21 protein-coding genes and 3 tRNA genes are annotated in these 20,852 nt (G+C 54.1%); 7 read left to right on the plus strand and 17 right to left on the minus strand.

The genetic code is table 11. The features are described from left to right. Positions 1-108: 108 nt before the first annotated feature. The 3 genes from ACTVJH_RS11490 to ACTVJH_RS11500 all read right to left on the minus strand — a co-directional run bounded on the left by ACTVJH_RS11490 (position 109) and on the right by ACTVJH_RS11500 (position 342). A tRNA-Gly gene (locus ACTVJH_RS11490) sits at positions 109-183 on the minus strand. Between the two features lie 3 nt (positions 184-186). Next, positions 187-261: transfer RNA gene (locus ACTVJH_RS11495), tRNA-Cys, on the minus strand. 6 nt (positions 262-267) lie between these two features. Beyond that, positions 268-342, minus strand: a tRNA-Gly gene (locus tag ACTVJH_RS11500). A gap of 492 nt (positions 343-834) precedes the next feature. Between ACTVJH_RS11500 and dksA the strand changes: the two genes are divergently transcribed. Together dksA and ACTVJH_RS11510 are read left to right on the plus strand one after the other, a co-directional pair. Next, positions 835-1,197 carry an RNA polymerase-binding protein DksA gene (gene dksA, locus ACTVJH_RS11505; protein ID WP_455990714.1) on the plus strand — a complete coding sequence of 121 codons (363 nt, stop codon included), beginning with the start codon at positions 835-837 and terminating at the stop codon, positions 1,195-1,197. Positions 1,198-1,406: 209 nt separating this feature from the next. After that, positions 1,407-2,909 (plus strand): NFACT RNA binding domain-containing protein, encoded by a 1,503-nt coding sequence (locus tag ACTVJH_RS11510; RefSeq protein WP_455990717.1) that lies wholly within the window; start codon positions 1,407-1,409, stop codon positions 2,907-2,909. A 225-nt stretch (positions 2,910-3,134) separates the two neighbouring features. Here the strand turns inward: ACTVJH_RS11510 and ACTVJH_RS11515 are convergent, their stop codons facing one another. From ACTVJH_RS11515 to ACTVJH_RS11525, 3 genes are all read right to left on the minus strand, one after another. After that, positions 3,135-3,812 carry a DUF47 domain-containing protein gene (locus ACTVJH_RS11515; RefSeq protein ID WP_455990720.1) on the minus strand — a complete coding sequence of 226 codons (678 nt, stop codon included), beginning with the start codon at positions 3,810-3,812 and terminating at the stop codon, positions 3,135-3,137. A 171-nt stretch (positions 3,813-3,983) separates the two neighbouring features. Then, a complete protein-coding gene (locus ACTVJH_RS11520; RefSeq protein ID WP_455990722.1) occupies positions 3,984-5,219 on the minus strand; it encodes an inorganic phosphate transporter in 1,236 nt (411 codons plus the stop codon). A gap of 42 nt (positions 5,220-5,261) precedes the next feature. Further along, positions 5,262-5,534 (minus strand): TMEM165/GDT1 family protein, encoded by a 273-nt coding sequence (locus ACTVJH_RS11525; protein WP_455990725.1) that lies wholly within the window; start codon positions 5,532-5,534, stop codon positions 5,262-5,264. Between the two features lie 285 nt (positions 5,535-5,819). Here ACTVJH_RS11525 and ACTVJH_RS11530 point away from each other — a divergent pair, with 285 nt between their 5' ends. Together ACTVJH_RS11530 and ybeY are read left to right on the plus strand one after the other, a co-directional pair. Beyond that, positions 5,820-6,809 (plus strand): PhoH family protein, encoded by a 990-nt coding sequence (locus tag ACTVJH_RS11530; RefSeq protein ID WP_455990728.1) that lies wholly within the window; start codon positions 5,820-5,822, stop codon positions 6,807-6,809. After that, entirely contained in the window at positions 6,796-7,218 is a 423-nt protein-coding gene (gene ybeY / locus ACTVJH_RS11535) for an rRNA maturation RNase YbeY (RefSeq protein WP_455990731.1), read from the plus strand. The genes ACTVJH_RS11530 and ybeY overlap by 14 nt, the downstream gene beginning before the upstream one ends. Positions 7,219-7,429: 211 nt before the next feature. Here ybeY and ACTVJH_RS11540 read toward each other — a convergent pair whose 3' ends face one another. The 6 genes from ACTVJH_RS11540 to ACTVJH_RS11565 all read right to left on the minus strand — a co-directional run bounded on the left by ACTVJH_RS11540 (position 7,430) and on the right by ACTVJH_RS11565 (position 13,360). Beyond that, a complete protein-coding gene (locus ACTVJH_RS11540) occupies positions 7,430-8,251 on the minus strand; it encodes a nitroreductase family protein (RefSeq protein ID WP_455990734.1) in 822 nt (273 codons plus the stop codon). Between the two features lie 91 nt (positions 8,252-8,342). After that, positions 8,343-9,059: an ABC transporter permease gene (locus tag ACTVJH_RS11545; RefSeq protein ID WP_455990737.1), complete on the minus strand. Its 717-nt coding sequence runs from the start codon at positions 9,057-9,059 to the stop codon at positions 8,343-8,345. A gap of 2 nt (positions 9,060-9,061) precedes the next feature. After that, positions 9,062-9,745: an ABC transporter permease gene (locus ACTVJH_RS11550; RefSeq protein WP_455990740.1), complete on the minus strand. Its 684-nt coding sequence runs from the start codon at positions 9,743-9,745 to the stop codon at positions 9,062-9,064. A 65-nt stretch (positions 9,746-9,810) separates the two neighbouring features. Next, on the minus strand, positions 9,811-10,599 hold the full coding sequence (locus ACTVJH_RS11555; protein ID WP_455990743.1) for an ABC transporter substrate-binding protein: 789 nt from the start codon (positions 10,597-10,599) through the stop codon (positions 9,811-9,813). Positions 10,600-10,633: 34 nt separating this feature from the next. Further along, positions 10,634-11,413: an ABC transporter ATP-binding protein gene (locus tag ACTVJH_RS11560; RefSeq protein WP_455990746.1), complete on the minus strand. Its 780-nt coding sequence runs from the start codon at positions 11,411-11,413 to the stop codon at positions 10,634-10,636. A gap of 255 nt (positions 11,414-11,668) precedes the next feature. Continuing rightward, positions 11,669-13,360: a YcaO-like family protein gene (locus tag ACTVJH_RS11565; protein ID WP_455990749.1), complete on the minus strand. Its 1,692-nt coding sequence runs from the start codon at positions 13,358-13,360 to the stop codon at positions 11,669-11,671. A gap of 303 nt (positions 13,361-13,663) precedes the next feature. Between ACTVJH_RS11565 and ACTVJH_RS11570 the strand changes: the two genes are divergently transcribed. The 3 genes from ACTVJH_RS11570 (at position 13,664) to ACTVJH_RS11580 (ending at position 16,832) form a co-directional block, all read left to right on the plus strand. Further along, complete coding sequence (locus tag ACTVJH_RS11570) at positions 13,664-14,380, plus strand: hypothetical protein (protein ID WP_455990752.1); 717 nt, start codon at positions 13,664-13,666, stop codon at positions 14,378-14,380. Positions 14,381-14,777: 397 nt separating this feature from the next. After that, positions 14,778-15,680, plus strand: a complete 903-nt coding sequence (gene argF, locus ACTVJH_RS11575; protein ID WP_455990788.1) for an ornithine carbamoyltransferase — start codon at positions 14,778-14,780, stop codon at positions 15,678-15,680. Positions 15,681-15,785: 105 nt separating this feature from the next. After that, entirely contained in the window at positions 15,786-16,832 is a 1,047-nt protein-coding gene (locus tag ACTVJH_RS11580; RefSeq protein ID WP_455990755.1) for an HD-GYP domain-containing protein, read from the plus strand. A 117-nt stretch (positions 16,833-16,949) separates the two neighbouring features. Here ACTVJH_RS11580 and ACTVJH_RS11585 read toward each other — a convergent pair whose 3' ends face one another. The 5 genes from ACTVJH_RS11585 to ACTVJH_RS11605 all read right to left on the minus strand — a co-directional run bounded on the left by ACTVJH_RS11585 (position 16,950) and on the right by ACTVJH_RS11605 (position 20,675). Next, the gene (locus ACTVJH_RS11585; protein WP_455990758.1) at positions 16,950-17,654 is read right to left on the minus strand and encodes a protein phosphatase CheZ; all 705 of its coding nucleotides are present in this window, start codon (positions 17,652-17,654) and stop codon (positions 16,950-16,952) included. A 36-nt stretch (positions 17,655-17,690) separates the two neighbouring features. Beyond that, a complete protein-coding gene (locus tag ACTVJH_RS11590; protein ID WP_455990761.1) occupies positions 17,691-18,554 on the minus strand; it encodes a diguanylate cyclase domain-containing protein in 864 nt (287 codons plus the stop codon). Between the two features lie 289 nt (positions 18,555-18,843). Then, positions 18,844-19,455, minus strand: coding sequence for a MotE family protein (locus ACTVJH_RS11595; protein ID WP_455990764.1), 612 nt, complete (start codon positions 19,453-19,455; stop codon positions 18,844-18,846). Positions 19,456-19,477: 22 nt separating this feature from the next. After that, on the minus strand, positions 19,478-19,921 hold the full coding sequence (gene fliJ / locus ACTVJH_RS11600; protein ID WP_455990767.1) for a flagellar export protein FliJ: 444 nt from the start codon (positions 19,919-19,921) through the stop codon (positions 19,478-19,480). Between the two features lie 67 nt (positions 19,922-19,988). After that, positions 19,989-20,675 carry a hypothetical protein gene (locus ACTVJH_RS11605; RefSeq protein WP_455990770.1) on the minus strand — a complete coding sequence of 229 codons (687 nt, stop codon included), beginning with the start codon at positions 20,673-20,675 and terminating at the stop codon, positions 19,989-19,991. Positions 20,676-20,852: the final 177 nt, after the last annotated feature.

The following is a 20,852-nucleotide window of genomic DNA, read 5'->3' on the forward strand; positions in this document are numbered from 1 at the left end:
GGATGGGTTGGCCGCAGATTGACGTGTGAGACCTATACGCGACAGACGATCCAGAAGATGTCGCGTCCTGAAAAGGAAAAGGCCGGATACAATCCGGCCTTGTTTTTTTGGAGCGGGAAACGGGATTTGAACCCGCGACTTCAACCTTGGCAAGGTTGCACTCTACCGCTGAGTTATTCCCGCGGTTGGAGGCGGCATCCAGATTTGAACTGGAGAATAAAGGTTTTGCAGACCTCTGCCTTACCACTTGGCTATGCCGCCTCATGTTGGAGCGGGAAACGGGATTTGAACCCGCGACTTCAACCTTGGCAAGGTTGCACTCTACCGCTGAGTTATTCCCGCTCAACAGGGAAGACCTTCTAGCCGAGGGGGTGTCGGGTGTCAAGAGAAAATGAAAAATTGGAGGAAAAATCGACTGCATTGCTAACTTATTGTAAAATCGAAATATTTTAATTTGTACCCGGTTTGATTGTGCGTTGATATCGTGCCCGGCAAGGAGTTCGTATGGATAAAAAATCACCACCAAACCAAAGGAGTACCGACAACGCCGGAGGTGGAAAGGGTGGGAATCATACCGAGAAAAATACAAATTGACCATGGACGCACAAGGCAATGGTAGCTATAGGTATAATCTGCGCATGGGGTCTGATCTGGGAACTGATTCCACCGAGTTTTGAGATGACAATGGGTTTGACAGAGGCGTTCTGATTGTTTGAAGATGTCGTTTAAGCTTATTGTCTGACACAAAGGATCTGCTTTACTTTTTTCAATGTCTTGGGATATACCCGCCCGGTTTGAATGGTTCAGCGTTGAACACACAAGGAGGTCAAGCTCATGAATGCAAAAGATATTGAATTTTTCCGCAATCATCTAAATGAGATGCTCCAGGGAATTCTGCGGCAGGGAGAGGATACGCTTGAGGATATGTCCGAGAATCGTGAGTCCTATGCCGATCCGGCGGACAGGGCCTCGGCTGAATCAGACCGGACCTTCACCCTTCGGCTCAGGGATAGGGACCGCAAGCTGATCAAGAAGATCGAAGAGGCCCTTGAGCGTATTGAAGACGGAACCTTTGGGATCTGTGAAGACTGTGGCGAGGAAATCGGTATTGCCCGGCTCAAGGCGCGACCCGTGACGACTCTGTGTATCGAGTGCAAGAGCAGGCAGGAAGAGGAAGAAAGGCTGCGGGGCGATTAACTCTCCGTTTTTTCCCTGACTGGCCTGTCTGAAAGATATCTTGCGAGTGACGCGTCCGGACCATGGGTAAAAACCGCGTTCTTCGCTGTACATGCACGTCTCAATGGCGGCATGACGGCTTTTGTCTGCCTTCACCTTGTGCGTGGAGTCACGTACTTCCTTTTTTTCTGGCCATGTTCTCCCGTTGGGAGCAAAAACAGTGAATAGATATGGAAGCCAACTTTTTCCGGTATGCTGCAAAAGAGCTTGCAGCGCGTATTACCGGTGTGCGCATTGAAAAAATTTTTGATCCCGCGGCAAACACCTTCACCATAGATCTGGGTTCCTCCGGGTATCTCGTCCTTCACGCATCCCCTTCACGGGGATTTTTTTTTCTTTCTTCGTCCAAACCGGACAACAAGCCGCAACCTTCAGGTCAGGTCATGTGGCTGCGCAAGCGGACCCGAGGCCATCGCATCCTTCAGGTCCTTGTGGACTGGCCTTCCCGAAGGATGGCCTGGCTCATTGGCAGCCAACCGACCGTTTATATGCTCCTGGATCTGCGCACGGGGATCTCTCTGGTCAACGAGCTCGATCCCCTTTTCGGAAAAGAACCCTCCTGGCCGGATGTCGATGATATCGCAACCAGCAAGCGTATCTGGGAGATCTATCCACAGATAACCCCCCCGGTGCGTCATTGTTTGCAGCATATGACCCGGGAAGAGAAACAACAGCTTCTTGAAAGGCTGCGCAAGGGGGTTGCTCCGCAGACCTTTTGGATTCTTGGAGGGAGTGACAAGGCCCGACTCAGCCTGTGGCGGGAAGAGGGCAGGGCTGCACAGGGTTTTGCCTCCGCCCTGGATGCGGCCGAGAGGTATGGGACGACACGTGTTGCAGGTATGATCAACCAGGACGATGAGCAGAAACGTCGTGTGTCCAGGCGGATTCGTCACCTCAAGAAGGCCCTTGGCCGTGTCGAGCGGGACCGGTCCAGGCTTGCGAAGATGATCCTCGGCAAGAAGCATGGTCAGCTGATTCAGGCCAATCTTTATCGTCTGAACGGTGGTTCGCGGCTCGCCACGATCTGCCTGCAGGATGAAGCGGGGGAAACTCGCTGCCTGGACCTTGATCCGTCCCTGACCGTGAGTGAAAACATGGCCCGCTTTTTTGCCAGGGCCAAAAAGGGCACGCGGGGACTCCCTATGGTCGAGGCCAGAAGGCAGGCCCTGGTCAGGGAGATGCAGGAGGTGGAGACGTCCGGCATTCTTGCCGGGAACAGGGAAAAGGAAATCAGTGCATTACCAAACAGCCCCGCTCCTGGAGTCCCCAGAAAATACAGGTCCCTGGCGGTCAATCTCTATCGGACCAGTGATGGTTTTTTGCTTATCCGGGGCAGGAATCAAAAGGCCAACCATCAATTACTCAGTCAGCTGGCCGGTTCTCAGGATTATTGGTTGCATGCCCAGGACGGCCCCGGAGCACATGTCATTCTGAAACGGGATTTCAGCACCCAGACGGTCCCTCGGGCCAGTCTCGAGCAGGCCGCGGTGATTGCGGCCCTGTCCAGCTGGCAGAGGCAGACAAAAAAGGCCCAGGTCATCTGCGCCCAGGTCAAGAATGTCAGAAAAATCAAGGGCGCTGCCCTGGGACAGGTGCTGGTCGATCAGGTGGAAGAAACCCTGCTCGTAGAGGTGGATGCCTCGCTGGAAGAACGGCTCAGGTTAAGGGGGTAAAACGGGAATACGGGACGTGGGAAAAAAGGGCACAGCGTACAAGTGTACAGTACGCAGTCGGCAGTGCGCAGTGCGCAGTGTGCAGTAGGCAGTGTGCAGTAGGCAGGGCGCAGAAATTATCGATCCATCACGACCTGGGCTGTGGACGGGGGGTCACCGCGAGAGGCGCATTGTCGACGATTTACTGGAGGTCCCGTGATCCTTGTATCCTCTATCCGTGAAAACCTATCTCGCGATCATTGTCCGCAGGACATCCGCGCAATTTTCGCAGTTATGGCTCATGTCCACCATGCAATCCACGAAATGGATCAGCTGGTAAATATCCTTGAAATCCATGGATGAGTTATAGATCGCCTCGGTCAGTTTCCTGCTCAGCTTCTGGGCATCATGGTGCTGTCTGCGGACCGCCTGGTATTTTTGTTTGAGGGCCATTCTGTCCATGGTCTCCCCATGAACGAACCCGATGGTACCACGCAGGGCCGGACCCAAAAGCTCGGTGGTCTCCCTGACTTCCTCGAGCAGATCGATGAGCATTTTTTGGAAGTTTCCTTCGGGTATGGCCACCTGACGCATCCCCAGCCATTGGAGGGCCTCCTGGGCGGCGTCCAGGATATTGTCCTGACTTTTTGTGTAGTTGAGGAACAATGTTTTATCGACAGCCATGAAAAGACGTCGGGGAAGGTGGTTGCGGATATTTCGCTTGATGGAATCGGCGTGGTCCTCGATGGCGTCGATTTCACGGGTCAGTTCGGTGAATTCCCGACAGGCACCGACTCCGGACACATAGCACTCCAGAGATTCACCAATGACATGAGTGCATTCGGCGATCTTGTCGTAATGCTCGACCAACCCTTCCATGGGACATTTGGGGGCTAACAGCCCGAAAAAGGGAAGCTTGGACATGGGTATACTCCTTGGTGGAAAAATTTTATATCGACAGAAAATTTCAGCAGTAACGAGTTGAAGACATCTGCGATAGGGGCGAATCAGCTACCAACCTCTTGGAAACTCCAACGGGGCGTGAATCTCCAAACTGTTCAAACTCTCTAGAATTTATTAACTTACTCAGATTTATCAATAAATGGTCCAGCGAAGCAGCTGGAAAATGACGATTGATGTGAAGGCGGCAATGGGAACGGTCAACAGCCAAAAGATGACGATCTTTCCGATGACCCCGAAATCAACGGCCGAGAAACCCCTGGCCAATCCGACCCCGACAACGGCTCCCACGGCGGCGTGGGTTGTTGAGACCGGAAGACCCATATTCGAGGCGGCCAGGACCGTGCTGGCGGCGCCAAAATCCACGGCAAATCCACGGGTGTTGGTCAAGCGGGTGATCCTGTCTCCTACAGTAGCCATGACCTTGTGTCCAAGTACAGCGATACCCAGGGCGATCCCGAATCCGCCCAGCACGAGAACCGGCATGGGGACCTGGGCCTGGGCCAGAAGCTGATGCTCCCTGGCTATAAGATAGATGGCCGCAACCGGGCCGATGGCGTTGGCAACGTCATTGGCCCCTTGAGACAAGGCCACGTAACATGAGGTTCCGACCTGGAGCTTGCGGAAGATCCGCTCCACCCCTTCGGCGCCTTCGGTTTCGTCGCGTACGATCCGGTTGACCATGCGTCTGCCAAGGGCCCAGACGCCAATGGCCATGGAGCCGGTAAGCGCCATGGCCATTGGCAGGGATAATGCCATTTTTTTGCCGACAGGAGTTTTGTACAGCAGGGACAGGACCACCAGGGTTACTGTGAATCCCATCCATATAGGCCCCCATTTTTTGGCCTGATGGATGAACTGTCGGCTGAAAAAGATGGTCTTCCGGATATGGCTGAAAATAAGAAAGGCGATGGCTGCTGCAGCAAACGGTGAGATGATCCACGAGAGCACGATTCCGCCTATTTTGAGCCAATTGACCACACCCGGCCCCCCTGCAACAATCCCAAACCCCATGATTGCACCGACAATGGAATGGGTAGACGAGACCGGCAACGCTGTCAGGGTGGCGATGAGTACCCAAATCCCGGCGGCGAGCAAGGCCGAAAACATCCCGATCATGATCAGTTTCGGGTCGGTGATATGGGCCGGATTGATGATTCCCTTGCTCACCGTGGCCGTGACATGGGAACCGAGAAAGACCGCCCCCACGAAATTGAGGGTGCCTGCGATGAACACGGCCTGTTTGACCGAAATGGCCTTGGCTCCCACGGCCGAGGCCATGGAGTTGGCCACATCGTTGGCCCCGAGATTGAAGGCCATGAGAAAGCCTCCTCCCAGGGAAAGAAAAAAGAAGATGTCGTAGATATCCATATAGGGGGTACCCTCTGCTGGTTGCAGGAAGACGTGGGGACACTAGACCTTGTCCGCGAACATGAGGAGGCCGATGCCCACGAACATGGCTGCTGCCACCTTTTTGACGATGTTCTCCGGGACATGTTGAGTGACGACCTGGGCCAGGAGCACCCCGAGCAGACTGACCAGAACCAGTGCCGCAGAGGCGCCCAGCCAGACCGTCCATGGTTTATGGGTCTTGGCGGCCAGGCAGATACAGGCAAGCTGGGTCTTGTCGCCGATCTCCGCGATAAAGAGGGTCAGGAATGTGGTCAGAAAAAGTTTCAGATCCATGGTCATCGGGTATGATGGATGGTGAGGGGGTTCTTTGCGTGCCGTCGAAGGTCCACCTAGCGGATTTGATCTCCATTTGCCAGTGTTGATTTGCTTCATTGGACGGCTGGATGCAAACCGCGTAGGCACTTCCGAGCACATGAGAGCATCAGACGTATTCGTCTATCCCTCTGTTTTTTCGGATCTTCACGCGCATGGTGAACATATCTTTTGTTCACGTCATATCCGACCTGTATCGCGCATTGTTTGTGTCGAATTTTTTGTCAATTCAACCCCCCTGATCATATGGAATCATCATTTACACTTCATTTCGAGGATGCCCAGGGCGCCCGTGAACTTTTCGGTCCCAGGGACAAGAATATCCGGTATCTCAGGGACAGGACCGGCGTGGATGTCCAGACCCGGTCGACGTCCGTGTTTGTTTCCTCCGAGGACGAGGAACAGGCCGAACTGGTCCGTTCCTCGCTGAACCAGTTGTACGAACTGGCCCGCACGGGACACCGGATTCATACCCAGGATGTGGACTGCGCTCTGCGCATTCTGGCCCGGGAACCCACGACCTCGCTGAAGACATTTTTCAAGGACAATCTGTTCGTGGTCTCGCCCAAAAAGACCATCAGTCCCCGCACCGTGACCCAACGGGATTATCTTGCGTCCATCAGGACCAACGACCTGACCTTTGGAATCGGTCCGGCCGGCACGGGCAAGACCTATCTGGCCGTTGCCCTGGCCGTGTCCGCTTTTTTGAAACGAGAGGTCAAGCGGGTCATCCTGACGCGTCCGGCCGTGGAGGCAGGAGAAAAGCTCGGATACCTGCCCGGTGATCTCGTGGAAAAAATCACCCCGTACCTGCGTCCTCTGTACGATGCCCTGCACGACATGCTCGAGGTGGACAAGGTTCAGGAGATGCTCGAAACCGGGCTCATCGAGGTGGCTCCGCTGGCCTTTATGCGTGGAAGAACCCTGAATAATGCCTTCATTATCCTTGACGAAGCTCAGAATACCACCCCCGAGCAGATGAAGATGTTTCTGACCCGGATGGGGTTCGGGGCCAGGGCGGTGGTCACCGGGGACGTGACCCAGATCGATCTTCCGGGCAAGGCTCCTTCCGGTCTGGTCCAGGCGGCCAAGATTCTTCAGGGAATAGAAGGGATAGACTTTGTCCGTTTCAGGGACGACGATGTCATCCGCCATCCTCTGGTGGGGCGGATCGTTCACGCCTACGAGCGTTTTTCACGGACCGAGATCAGGGGGGCAGGCCATGATCCATCTTGAAACCAGGGCCCGTCTCAACCCCTGTCTTCCCCTGAGCCGGTCCGAACTGCTTCCTCTGCTCACGGCGATCCTTGACTGTCTGGGATTGCAGGATCGGGTTCTCTCTTTGCAATGTGTGGACGACAGGCAAATCGTCGTTTTGAATGAAGTCTTTCTGGGCTGTAAAGGTCCAACGAACATCCTCAGTTTCCCGGCATCTTCCGACGAAAGTGAGACCTTCCTCGGTGAGCTCGCTCTGTCCATCGATACCCTGACCCGTGAGATTCACCTTTACGGTCAGGAGCCCAGGGAGCACCTCGTCCGTCTTCTCGCCCACGGTATCCTTCATTTGGCCGGGTACGATCATGGAGAGGTAATGGATTCCCTCACAGAGATGGCTGTGGACACGGTCTGCAGTCCATCCCACTGAGGTATCCCTGAAGAGCAGAAAAAAGTGACCTGGGAGACAGAGTCATCCCGGATGTGAGCTGTATTGCGCTGCATGCCAACCGGGTGGTTGCGGGTTTGAATCGCGTCAAGCATGTAAAAAAACAGGGGATCCAACACATGTTGGATCCCCTGTTTTTTGGGATGGAAAAAAGACGGGCTTATCGGGCAAAAGATTGTTCCAAGCAAACGTTTCACTTCCAGATTATTCGTGCCGGTTTGCGCAGCGGCAGACGCTGGTAGGAAAACCTGGGGTGGCCGATCATCATGGCGCCAAAGCAGTCATTTGCCTCGGGAAGGGGTAATGCCTCCTGCACGGGCGAATAGCTGGCTGCTGCACCCATGAAATATCCGGCCCAGCAGCATCCCAGATCCAGGGTCGGCGCAGCCAGTTCCAGGTGGGACAGGGCTATGGTGCAGGCGGGAGGGGCCGGCTTCACCGTTCTATCGGCATGGGCCAGAATGAGCATGGGGGCGCCTCGGAAGATGACATCGCTGCCGTTTTCCCACCTTGTTACGGTATGGTCGAAGTGCATGGCCACAGCCGCTTCCCTCATGTTTTCAAGCAGCCAGCGCATCCAGTCTATGACCAATTCACCCAGATGATCAATCTCCTGGCGATCGCTTAAAACCAACCATTGCACGCATTGGCAATTGTGGCCGGTGGGGGCGTAGTGGGCCATGTCGATCAGCCGGGATATGCTTTGTGGTTTGGGGGGACGCTTCGTATAGGCCCTTATGGAACGCCGGGTTCGGAAAAAATGTTCGCATTGCTCCACGCCCGGTAACAAAGAGGGATCCACCCGGGGACATCGTTCTACCGGAATATCCCGGTGGGTGAGACTGGCTGTGGGGCAGACCGCTACGCAATGACCGCACCTGATGCACAAATCATTGGCCTCCACAGTGGGTTCCGGATATCCATCAGCAGAGAATCGAATGATCTGCGCCGGGCAGACCGCGATGCAAAGGCCATCCTGGTTACATGTCTCGGCATGTACTTCAAACAAATCCATGCGCCTTCTCCCATATACGTCTTTTGGCGTGATCTATCAGCGAGATGTGCCGATTGCCGGATCGTGGGCCGGAACGAACAATGAATAGTGGTTACAGCGCGGTATTGACCATATTCGAGTCGTCGGCAACGTCCAGATGCCGATTGAGTCGACGTTCCACGGCCTTGAAGGCAAAAAGCACCGCATATACAAGAACGACGTACAGGGCTGCGGCCGTTAGAAAAACCTCGTAAAAGGCAAAGCTTCGGGCAGCGATCACCCGGGCCACGCCGGTCAGATCCATGACCGTGATGATGGAGACCAGAGAGGTGGCCTGGAGCAGAAAAATGACCTCATTGGTATAGGCCGGCCAGGCCAGACGAAAGGCCTTGGGCAGGATGATCCGACGGTATTGAAGCCATTTGGACATTCCCAGGGCGCGGGCGGCCTCGATGTCTCCCCAGTCAACAGACTGGATTCCGCCCCGCAATATTTCGGCTGTGTATGCCGCAGTATTCAGGGTCAGGGTCAGGACCGCACAAAAATAGGCCTCGCGAAAAAACGTCCAGAGATGCAGCGTTTCCAGCAGGGATCGAAACTGCCCCGAACCATAGTAGATGAGAAAAATCTGCACCAGAAGCGGGGTGCCGCGGAAATAAAAATTGACCGCATAGGCAGGCCAGGAGATCAAACGACTCTTGGCAACACGCATAAGTGCCAGGGGGATGGCCAAAAACAGGCCGATGACCACGGAAATCGCCGTGATCTGCATGGTGACCCAGGTGCCGGACAAGAGACGCGGCAGAGATTCAAGAATGAGATCAATCATTGTCAGACCCTCCGCACGCCTTTGTTGGCCCAGACCTCGGCTCTCTGTTGTGCCAGAAGAGAGAGGATGGTGATGCCCAGGTAGATGAGAGAAGCCGCAAAAAACCAGGTAAAGGGGCTTCGGGTGGCGCGGGCAGCAATATCTGCATTGCGCATGAGTTCCGGGAGCTGGATGACGGAAATAAGGGCCGTGGCCTTGATGAGCACCATCCAGACATTGCCCAGGCCCGGCAGTGCGAACCGCCACATCTGGGGCAAAAGTACCCGGCGAAAGGTGAGGATCTTGTTCATGCCTACGGCTCTGGCGGCCTCGATCTGACCCTGGTCCACAGCCAGGTAGGCACCTCGAAATACCTCGGTGGCAAAGGCCCCATAGATAAACCCAATGGTAGCGGTACCGGCCATAAAGGGATTGATATCAAGAATGATTTCCGTTCCCAGGGAGGCGCTTATGTCCTGAATCATGGTCGGTACACCGTAGTAGACCAGCAGGATGAGCACCAGCTCCGGCACGCCGCGTACCAGGGTGGTATAGACGCCGGCCAGTATGTTTGCCGCCCGGTTCCGGGTAATCCTGGCCCAGGAACCCAACAGGCCGAGAACCATAGCAATGACCATGGAGCAAAGCCCCACAAGTACTGTCAGTTGTGCCCCTTTGAGCAGGAGCCAGCCATATCCCAAATCCATTGTCTCAGAGTTTCCTTGTCACGGAACCGCCGCATGGTGCGGCGGTTCCGTGACATATGAGATGGCTATTCGCCACCATAGACGTCAAAATCAAAATACTTGTCGTTGATTTCCTTATACACGCCATTGGCACGGATCTCGGCGATGGCCTTGTTGAACATCTTGCGCAGGGTATCGTCCTCTTTGCGCAAGGCAATGCCGATTCCTTCACCAAACCAGCGTGCGTCCGTATAGCCCGGACCAACAAACTCAAAGTCCTTGCCCATATCGGTTTTTAGAAAGCCTTCGTCCAGGACTACGGCATCGGCTATGACCAGGTCCAGACGTCCGGTTTCAAGATCCATGTTGGCTTCGTCCTGGGTAGCGTACGAGCGGATGGTGATGCTGTTTCCAAAATAATCGCGCACAAAATTTTCATGCACGGTGGCTCGCTGCACACCTACGGTTTTGCCCTTGAGCCCTTCCTTGGAAATTTCGATGTTCGATCCCTTGCGGGCGACAAACCGGGCGGGGGTCATATAGTATTTATTAGTGAAATCGACCTTTTGCTTGCGTTCGTCCGTCATGGTCATGGAAGCGATGATGACATCGTATTTCTTGGCCAGAAGTCCGGGAATCAATCCATCCCAGTCCTGGACCACGAATTCGTACTCCACGTCCATGGCCTCGCACATGGCCTTGGCAATGTCATAATCAAAACCGCCGAGGTTCCCGTTCTCATCCACCCAATTGAAAGGTGGGTAGGCTCCCTCGATGCCGATACGGACTGTATCCCATTTTTGTTCAGCTGAAACAGGCAGGGAGACCATCAGAAACGCGATCAGACTCAGTATGCATAGCAATGTTTTTTTCATTATTCCTCCGGGTTATGGTTCGTAGCATGTGCCCTTAGAGAAAGCGGGCCAAGAATTGACGGGTCTGGGGTGAATCCGGATCGTTAAAGACCTTGGATGGCGGGCCCTGTTCCTCCATGACGCCCTCATGCAGATGGAGAACCTGGGTTGAAACCTCCTGGGCGAAGTCCATCTCGTGGGTGGCCACGAGCATGGTCATCCCCTCCCGGGCCAGCTTGCGCATGACCTCGAGCACGTCGCCCACCAGCTCGGGATCCAGGGCGCTCGTGGGTTCGTCAAAGAGCATGACCGCCGGTTCCATGGCCAGCGCCCGGGCGATGGCCGCTCGTTGTTGCTGCCCGCCGGAAAGCTGTGCGGGATAGGCCCTGGCCTTGTCGGCAATACCAACTTTTTCCAGGTAATACAGGGCTGTTTGTACGGCCTTTTTTTTGGGAACATCCTGGACATGCACTGGGGCCTCGATGACATTTTCCAAGATGGTCATGTGACTCCAGAGATTGAATTGCTGAAAGACCATGCCCAGGCGGGTGCGGATGCGGTCCACCTGTTTGTGGTTGGCGGGTTTGGTCCGGCCGTGACGATCCTTGGTCATGGCGATCTTTTCGCCGCGAAGGGTCACGGTGCCGCTGTCGGGAATCTCCAAAAGATTGATGCATCGAAGCAGGGTGGATTTTCCGGATCCCGACGAACCGATGAGGGCGATGACGTCTCCTTCGTTTGCAGTCAGGGAGACGCCTTTGAGGACTTCCAGAGAGCCGAAACTTTTATGCAGATTTTCAACAACGAGGGCGGGTGTATTTGATGTGTCGTCCATGATTCTCCTTTGCTGGACGGATCGGAAACGAAATGGGCCTAGGTCCGATGTTTAAGGCGTATAGGTGATATTTAATGGATTGTCAAGAAATCGACGCGTAGCTTTCATGAAAATTTCACTGAGCATCTGCTCTTGTTGCTGCACTTGAAATGCAGGAGATATTGTATTGTTTTCTAAAGCAACAATACAAGGTGTATGTATTACTGAGATATACTACACTAGTTTTACAATAAACATGAACACTTTTTTTGAAAGTTACCTTGTTGTATTCAGATGCAGGTACTGGGCGTATAACCGGGGGCTGACCCGGGAAAACGCGTCGAAATCGGTCATGATTTCCAGACCGGGGATGATTGCCCGGATAACGGGAAAGCCCAGCCGTCTGCAGGTCAGATCCGCATAGTATGCCTGCAGTCCGTTGCGTTCCAGCAGAGTTTCCAAAAGAATCCGGTCACCTGTGGGGGAACCTGTGGAAAACGAGGGAAGATCTTCGATTGTTTTGACAGGCAGATCTCTGGGATCGGGCTGTGATCGAGGACCGTTTGGAAAGGGGTAGGGGGTCTCGGTCATGGCAGCTATCAGTGCCTTGGTGCCATCGAGGTTGGCTGCTGTCCCGGTGATGATCTGCCCTTCCGGTCCGATGACATAGCATCGGTAGCAGGGGACGCCCAATTCTCCGGTGATATCCTGGAACTGGACCTCGATTCCCAGATTGGCATACCGTTTGAGCAAGAGACCCCATTCAGGGTCTTTCGCAGTGATTCTGAAACAACGGGATGGATCAAAGAGACGGGTCCCCTTGCTGTCCCTTTCGATCACCTCGACAATCGCGTTGGTCTTGGCCTGGTCCATGACCGTTCCCGAGGCCAGTCCCGTGGAGCTCAGGCCGCTGAACAGGTCGGGTTCGTCGAGATTGGAGAAGAGAAAGGCGCATTGGACCGGGACCATGGCGGGAACGTGTTCGTCACCCTTGTCGTGCGTGTGGCCCTCCATCCAGTAGAGGGATTCACCGCCATAGGGTGCCTCCAGACAGAGTTTTCGCGGATCAAGGGGATTGCTGCCCTGATCCCTCAACCTTTCAAAGCCTGCCTTGATAAGCGGATAGTTCCGGGTGCATCCGGTGATCATCCCGTCGCTTATGGTCGCATAGGAAGAAAAACGCTCCACAACCTCCATGGCGCAGGAAACCCGTGCCCCCTCCAGGTCCAGCCCCCGTCCGTAACTTGTCTGCGGCCCGGAAAGCCGGAAGTGGTTTGTGCCGCTCGATGTACTCACGTCCAGGGTCCAATTGCGCTGTATGGCCCAGGGGCTCAGGGAGGCCTGGTGGCGCATCTCCTGTCCGAAGATGGCCCCGATGGAATAGAGCTTGTGCATGGCGTCGTTAAAGACCTGCATGCGCGGGGGGAGGGGCTCGGGCGTCATCTCCCCCATTTCCTGTCTGATCTGGGCGATGGGGGTCTCCAGGGAGGTTGTTTCGGATTCCAGGGAGAGCCGGTCGGCTGGACCCTGGATATCAAGGGCATCAAGAGATGTGTGCTCGTCGATGTTGCGTCGGAATGATTGAATAAGATCGCGGTGTGTTGCGTGATCGTCCTGGAGAAGGACACGGCCGTAGTTGAGAGGAGAACGTCGGGCGAGTTCCTCTCTGGTTTCCCCGGGAATGGTTTCCAGGAGGTTGCCGCAATCAGGTCGGAGAAGCACCACGATGAACAAAAGTGACATGACCACCGGATCGTCGGCAAACCGTGTGTACAGAGCGGTGAATTCTTCCCGGGAAGTCCCCAGCAGTTTTCTGACGGCAAAGGCGTGCAGAAAGCTGTCCAGGGGGCGTTGGCCCAGCATGGTCATGAGCGCTTCCGTGTCCGGTTCGTTGTTGGGACGGGGGGCGAACAGGGCCACACTGGCCTGGCTGAGTATGTGGCTGAGATCGTAATGGATTTTTTGCATGGGTTTCCGTGTACTGACCCTGGGGTCGGCTGAAGGTGGATCGTTGGATGCGACGGATGTCGGGAATCGTTTGCAAGTGGTTCGTCAAGGGGGAAATTCGTGGAACATTTACCGTGGAGAGTGACAACCTATTTCCAGGAGTCGATAAACGCGAGTACCAGAAAGCTCTCTGGGAGACAAAATGTGTCTGCCTGGGGCAGTGGCTGTATTTTTGCATGAGATGTGTTCGACAGTGTCCTTTGGAGGACGCAGGTACGGGTCATATTGATGCGCAACCCCTCGTTCTGGTACGGAGATCAGGTTATGAAGCACTATCTTGTCGGACTGGCATTTTTATTGTTCATGAATGGTTGTATAGCCTGGGAACCCAAGGTGGGCCCCCAGATTGTTCATATCGACCCCCTGGTGGAACGGGCCGTTCCACGGCTTATGGTCGCTCCCTTACATCCCCCGTCGCGGCCGCTGGGATGCATCTGCTATCCCTTCATGGTCCGACAAGAAATTGACAACTCCCAACGCGTTGGTGACGAACTCGGACGGGTTATCTGGGATAACCTCGTTTCCCAGCGTATTTTTGGACTCATGGTGTATGAGGAATCCCCCTGGACTGGCATCGCTGCCGCCTGTCGGTATGCCCGGAGCCAGGGGGTCGATCTCGTGGCCATGGGAGAGATCACCCGGTTCATGCAGGGCGGGGGGACCGGGGTCACGTCCATTGCCTTCAACTTCAGGATCTACGAGGCCGAAACCCAGATGCTCATCTGGTCCATGGCCCATTCCGGAAGGGTCGAGGGCAGCCGGGATCGTGACTACATGGTTTTGACCAGCAAGACCCGTATGCCCCAGTCACCGGAATACCTGGTCCTTGAGTCGCTTTCCAGGGATCTTGGACATATTCTCAAGGCCTGGGCCACAAATCCTGCCTGGGCCGGTCCCGAATCTCTGGAGAATTTTTCCAGCCGGCCGGATTCGTTATCTTCTCCTCAGCCGCCAAGAGAGAATCCTCCCGGCAGCCAGTGATTGTTTCAGGGAGAGGTCGTGCCAGCCAGCCGATCCACAAGCCGGGAACCTTTCGCAGGGCTGATTTGTTCGCATGGCCGGCTTGCCCCGTTCTGTGCGCTTTGAAACTCCCTCGCCGGCCTCGTACCATCAAGCCGTTGCTTCATCAGAGCATAGTTTTCCGACAACATGTCCGGCAACGGCTTGACGAACGATGCCTGGCTCGGTCAGACAGTCAAACCGCCCAGAACGGGGCAAGCCGGCCACCATATTCCAGGTACGTGTAAGAGAACACATTTGCCTTGGAACCTTTCGTTTCCCGGCTTTACAATATCCCCTGCCCTCGTATATGCCTTTTCCTGATCATTTGTTTTCCAAGACCTTGTGTACTACCAACCTTTTTCCCCTTTCTCACACAATTATGAAACATTTTTTAAGCATCAAGGACCTCAAACAGTCCGAGGCTGCGGCATTGGTTCGTCGTGCCCATGATATGAAAACCTCCGGCTTCCGCAGCGATCTGCTCGACGGAAAGACCCTGGCCCTTGTTTTTGAAAAGGCCTCCACCCGGACCCGAACCTCCTTTGAAGTGGCTATCCGTCATCTCGGCGGGCAGACCATGTTCATGACTCCCCGCGATTGTCAGCTCGGTCGCAGCGAACCCCTCAAGGACACTGCCAGGGTGCTCTCCCGGTTCGTTGACGGACTGGTCATCCGCACCTTTGGTCAGGAAAAGCTGGAAGAGTTTGTTCAGTACGGTTCCATTCCGGTGATCAATGCCCTGACCGATGAATTTCATCCCTGTCAGATCATGAGCGATCTGCTGACCATGTATGAGCGGACCCCTGATTTTTCCGATCTCGTGGTTGCCTGGGTGGGGGATGGGAACAACATGGCCCACTCATGGATCAACGCGGCGGTGTATTTTCCCTTTCAGCTCAACATAGCCGTCCCCGAGGGATATGAGCCCGACAGCACCATTTTTGAACGAGCCTCCCAGATGGGGGCGAAGATCTGGATCACCCATGATCCCAAGGAGGCGGTCAGCGGGGCCCATTATATCAATACCGACGTCTGGGCATCCATGGGGCAGGAAGAGGAACAGAAAAAGCGGGAACAGGCGTTTGCCGGTTTTCAGGTCGACGGGGAACTTCTCGCCCTGGCCGATCAGCAGTGCAGGGTGCTCCATTGTCTGCCTGCCCATCGCGGGGAAGAAATCTCCGAGGATGTTCTTGAGGGCCCCCAGTCCGTGGTGTGGGATCAGGCCGAGAATCGTCTGCACATGCAGAAGGCCATTCTCGAATGGATCTACACGGGCTGATGCTCCTGTCCCGAAAGGGGCGCTACCCGGGCGTGAGTCAATGCGTGGGGCAGGGAGGGTATTCCTGAACCAATTTGTGTGCGCTTACAATCTGAGGAGACAATCATGAAAGTTTCAAATCCCTCATTGGTCAATATTCTTGTTGTGGATGATGATCCGCAGATCCGAATATTCATGAAGGAACTGCTCGAATCATTCGGGTACAATTGCGCGGATGCCTCCTGCGCGGATGAGGCCCTGGAGATTTTTGACCAGATCGCCTTTGATCTGGTGCTCTGCGATATCGATCTCGGCGAGGACAACGGCATGGAACTGGCCAGGATGTTGCGGGGCAAGCGTTCCGATACGGCCATCATCATGGTCACCGGGCTGGATGACTCCACACTGGCAGAGACGGCTCTGGATTTCGGGGCGTACGGATATCTGGTCAAACCGGTCCGGGTCAACGAGGTGCTCATCAATGTGAGCAATGCCCTGCGTCGCAGGATCCTCGAACAGCAGTGCCTGCGGCATCAGAAGCTTCTCCAGGACAAGGTGGCCGAGCGTACCGAAAAATTGAACAAGACCCTGAGTGACCTCAGAAGGGCTTTTGACGACATCATCCATGTCATCGCCCTGACCGGGGAGATGAAAGACGCCTACACGGCCGGCCATCAGCAGCGGGTGTCTGAATTAGCCACCGCTATTGCGCGGGAGATGGGTCTTCCCTTTGAAACCGTGGAGACCATTCGACTTGTTGGAATGATTCATGACCTGGGCAAGATCGCCATTCCTTCGGATATTCTGGCCAAGCCCACCAGGTTGCGGCCTACGGAATTCGCATTGATCAAGGATCATCCCCAACTTGGATACGATATCATCTCAACCGTGGATTTCCTGAAACCCGTGGCGGAAATTGTGCTCCAGCATCACGAACGTCTCGATGGAAGCGGATACCCGCGAGGACTTCATGGAAATCAGATTCTTCTCGAGGCCAGAATTATAGCTGTTGCCGATGTGGTGGAAGCCATGTCGTCTCACCGCCCCTATCGTGAAGGTCTGGGACTCGATATCGCTTTGGACGAAATCGAAAAAAATGCCGGCCTGCTCTATGACTCGGAGGCCGCTAAGGCCTGTCTGCGACTTTTTCGGGAAAAGAAGTTTTCCTTTTGATGGAGTACGACCCTTTTTGGAAACAAGGGGTTTGTAATTGAATCAAACCAGATCGGGCCCGGATGCATGACAGCATCCGGGCCCGATCTGGTTTGCGGGAAAAAATGGTTCCAGCGATCAACCCATGTTGAGCTGTTCAAGCAGCGCGTCCACATCTGCCTGGCTGGTTGTAATCTGAACGGCCTCTTTGGTCTGTTTCAGATCCTTATCCGGGCTGCGTTCCCGAGTCTTGAGCAGAATACCGGTGGAAACATAGAGTTCCGCTGTCATGGATTCCACGCGCTGCAGCATTTCGATGACCCTTTTGATCCGTTGGCCGGTCAGATCCTGAAAGGACATACCCGTGGTAATCCCCAAAAGATCGTTGTTCAGAGAAACGGTCAACTCTTTAATCATCCGGCTGTCCGGGTCTTCCTGGACGATGGATTGCGCAAGGATTTTTTCGAGCTGGACCAGAGTCTCCATACCCCTGTCGACCCTGTCCAGGATTTCAAAGGTGGCCTTTTCCGTTTGCTCGATGATCTGGACGAGGCGCTGGGAGGCATCGGTGACCATGCCTGCAGCCTCCTTGGCCTGATTATTTTTCGAAGGGATTTCACCGGGAAGAGCGGAATTCTGCAGACTGTGTATTTCCTGGTAGATGGAGGAAATTTTGCCCATGAGTTCTTCTGTCAGATCCTTGAAGAACTTGGTGTCGTTGGTTTTGGACGGGGGAGCGACGGAGAGCTGACGGGACACTTCCTGAATGATGGCCTCCTTGAGGGGAGGCAGAAGTTGTTCGGATAAGCGTTCGCTTAGATCCTGAAGAGATGTGGGGTCCATAAAACTCATGTGGTAAGGTGACCGATTTGCACTTGACTACAGAAAATAATTTTCTTCGTCAAAAAAGGAGTACCCGTTCTTACCTGATTTTTTGGCCAGGTACATGGCTTCATCGGCTTTGTGAAGCAGCTCGTCGGCCGAATTTCCATCGTCTGGGATAATACTGATGCCGACACTGGCACTCACCCCGATGAGATGTTCCTGCCATTCGACGGGGCGGGTGATCTCCCTGAGCAGCCGTTTGGCCGTCAGTCCGGCATGTACGGGTTTCTGCATTTCCTTGCAGACAAGGACGAATTCGTCTCCGCCGATTCGTGCCACGGTGTCATTCTGTCTGACCAGCCTGAGCATTCGTTCGGAAGTTTCGATGAGCACATGATCCCCGCATTTATGACCGTAGGTATCGTTGATGGGTTTGAATTCATCCAGATCAACGAAAAGGATCGCTGCGTAGCATGCCTTTTCCCTGCATTCTTTGAGCGCACTGTCGATTCGTTTGCCAAGGAGGATTCGATTGGGAAGAGATGTCAGAGGGTCATGGCAGGCCTGGAAATTATGATCGAGTTCATCTTTTCCAAGAGAGCTCATGATCTGGAAGGTGACGATTACGCGTCCCTTGTCGTCCATGGTCATGTTTGCGTAGCTGCTGTGCAGGACCCCGGCATTGTCTTTGAACTCGAAATGATTGAAATAGACATTGTCAGGGGTGAGTTTGACGATCAGGTTGTGCAGGTCATGCCCGTGGTAGATTTTCGTAAGGGAAAGATTGTTTTTGGCCTCTTTGGTATAGCCGCTCGCCTCTTCAAAAGGCACATTGAAATCAAGGATCGTCAGATCCTGATCGCAGATAAGGGCGGGGTTCAGGGAAAAAGTGAGCAAGGTGCTGGAGGACAAGGCCATGATGGGCTTTCTGGAAAAATGATTATGAAACCACGGGGGTGCTCCGCAAACTGTCATTCACAATATGCCGTGTATGACATGTCGTCGTCTTGCATGACAACTCTACCCTTAAGTTCAAAAAGGTGCAACAATCTTTATGAACTTAAGGGTATGATGTTACCGAATTCATAACATGGCGGGGTTATTTGCGGTTGCAATGTCAATTTCCATGCGGACTCGGAAAAGAGGTGTCTGAGCCGTTTGGGAGGGAGACGGATTGTTTCTCCCCAGCTGGGGAGAAACAATCCGTCTAGTCGGCAAAGGGAATTCGCAGGTCGGTCAAGCGTTCCGAAAGCAGGGCCGCCTTTTTGGGAGTGACGTAGGAAAGAATTTCTCCGGCCTTGCGGCCGCGCATGCCGGACAAAATTTTGACGGCGATGTCTTCCTCAAGAGTCTCAAGGACCAGGGCGGCCTGTTTGGCCTTCATGTTGGAGTAGACGTCGATCAAGTGTTTGATTTTCTTGTCCTTCAGGGTGTCGGCCTCGTCAAGCATCTTGCGGATATTGTCCTGGATTTGCTTTGACTCGGCCAGTTTGGCGTCCAGGATTTTTTCCAGTTGCCGCAGTTCTTCTTCCTTGCGGGCCAATTCCTGTTTCTTTGTGCGGATCTCAGCCCATTTTTCAGAGATGATGCCGGGATCTTCTTTTTCCTGGCCTGAAGTCATATCTGTAGCGTTCCCCGAGGTTCCGCCTTCAGCGGAAGGATCCTTTGCCGCGGAGTTGGCAGCAGCGTCGGCATTTTCCTGGGCGGCCTGGGCTTCCTGTACTTGGACCACCTGTGTTCTCTGGTGCAGCGAGCTGTTTGGAAGGATCTGCTGGCTCACACCATACCAGCCCAGCAGTGAGAGTTTGATAAGCCCCACGACGATGAGGGCTTCAAGGAGTCTAGGAATACGTCTTGTCGAAGCGGAGTGTTGCTGTTTCGTCGAATTCCTTTTGTTCGAGGGTACGCTCGTTTTCTTCATGCTCTCTGGCCTGGTTTGATTGGAGTTTTTCAAGGAGTTTTTTGTTCTTGGCACAGACGATAAGGCGGGCGCGTTTTTTTTCCACGTCTCTGGCATAGTTGCCGAGCAGGATCTCTGCTTCCTTATGATCCTGTTCCAGCCTTTTCTTGTAGTTTCCCCACAACCAGAGATCGGCCTGGGTTATGCTTTGTCGGGTCATGAACCGTGCATCGCATTCCTTTATCTGGGATGCAAGTTCACTGACCAGCCGGCCCTGCCGTTCATACAGGGATTTTGCCAGGGAAAAGGCCATCTGGGCCTGCTCTTCCTGCTGGACGCGGTATCGCAGGATGGATGCGAGTTTGAAGACAAAAGGCCGACTCATTGGACTGTTTAAGCTAATTTTGTGCCAGGCCAGAGTGTTTTCGTGATGTTTTCATGTTTGAAGAGAATCAATCGTCGCTCCCGCCATCGTCGCTATCTCCTGAATCTGATCCGCCGTCATTAGTATCTCTCTCATCGTCCAATCTGTCTGACTCATGCCTTGTATCATGATAGGTGGTTCCGTAAGAACCGGATCGTCTGCCTCTGCGGCCGTTTTTAAAAAAGAACCAGAGAATGGACCCCAGCACACCAAACACCAATACTGTTTGGGTCTCGAGATTTTCACTCATCGTCGCATACACGATCAGGATAATGAAAATCAGGATGGCAAGCTTGAGAAGGAGGCTCATTTTTTTGACCGGCTTTGACCGGCCGGCATTTCGGGAAGAAGATGTGGTTTTTTGATGCATGCTCTGGGAGGATAGGTTGGAGGAGCCGGAAGGGTTGAGTCCACCGGCCACGGAAACCGCTTCAATGGGCGTGATGATGGTTTCATGCTCCACGTTAAAGAATTTGCCATCCTCATCCACGATAAAGCTGAACCTGCCCGCGTCACCGGTGACGGTCACCAGGGGAGTGCAGAGCTCGGTGGTATTGTGGATACGGGCGGGATCTTCCATGTAACGGACTCTGTTCAGGAGTTCGAGCAGGGCTTCCTGATCCATGCTCCCGCGGTTTATGGTAACGAACGATCCGGTACTTTCCCTGTAGTCACGGCTGATTCCCTGCGTTTCTACCCGGTACATGGTGCTCATGAGATTCTCCCATTCTCTGAATGGTTGGTGCATGCAGGTCAAGGACTGCATGCCGGGCGGTTATCCAACATTATTGTCAAATAATATGCGAATACAAGGATGATGACAAGAGGGGGTCGGCAAGTCGCCTTTACAGCATCCCGCATCGCCGATATGTTTTTATATTCATACCCCTTC

It is taken from the genome of Desulfoplanes sp. PS50 (assembly GCF_053851535.1).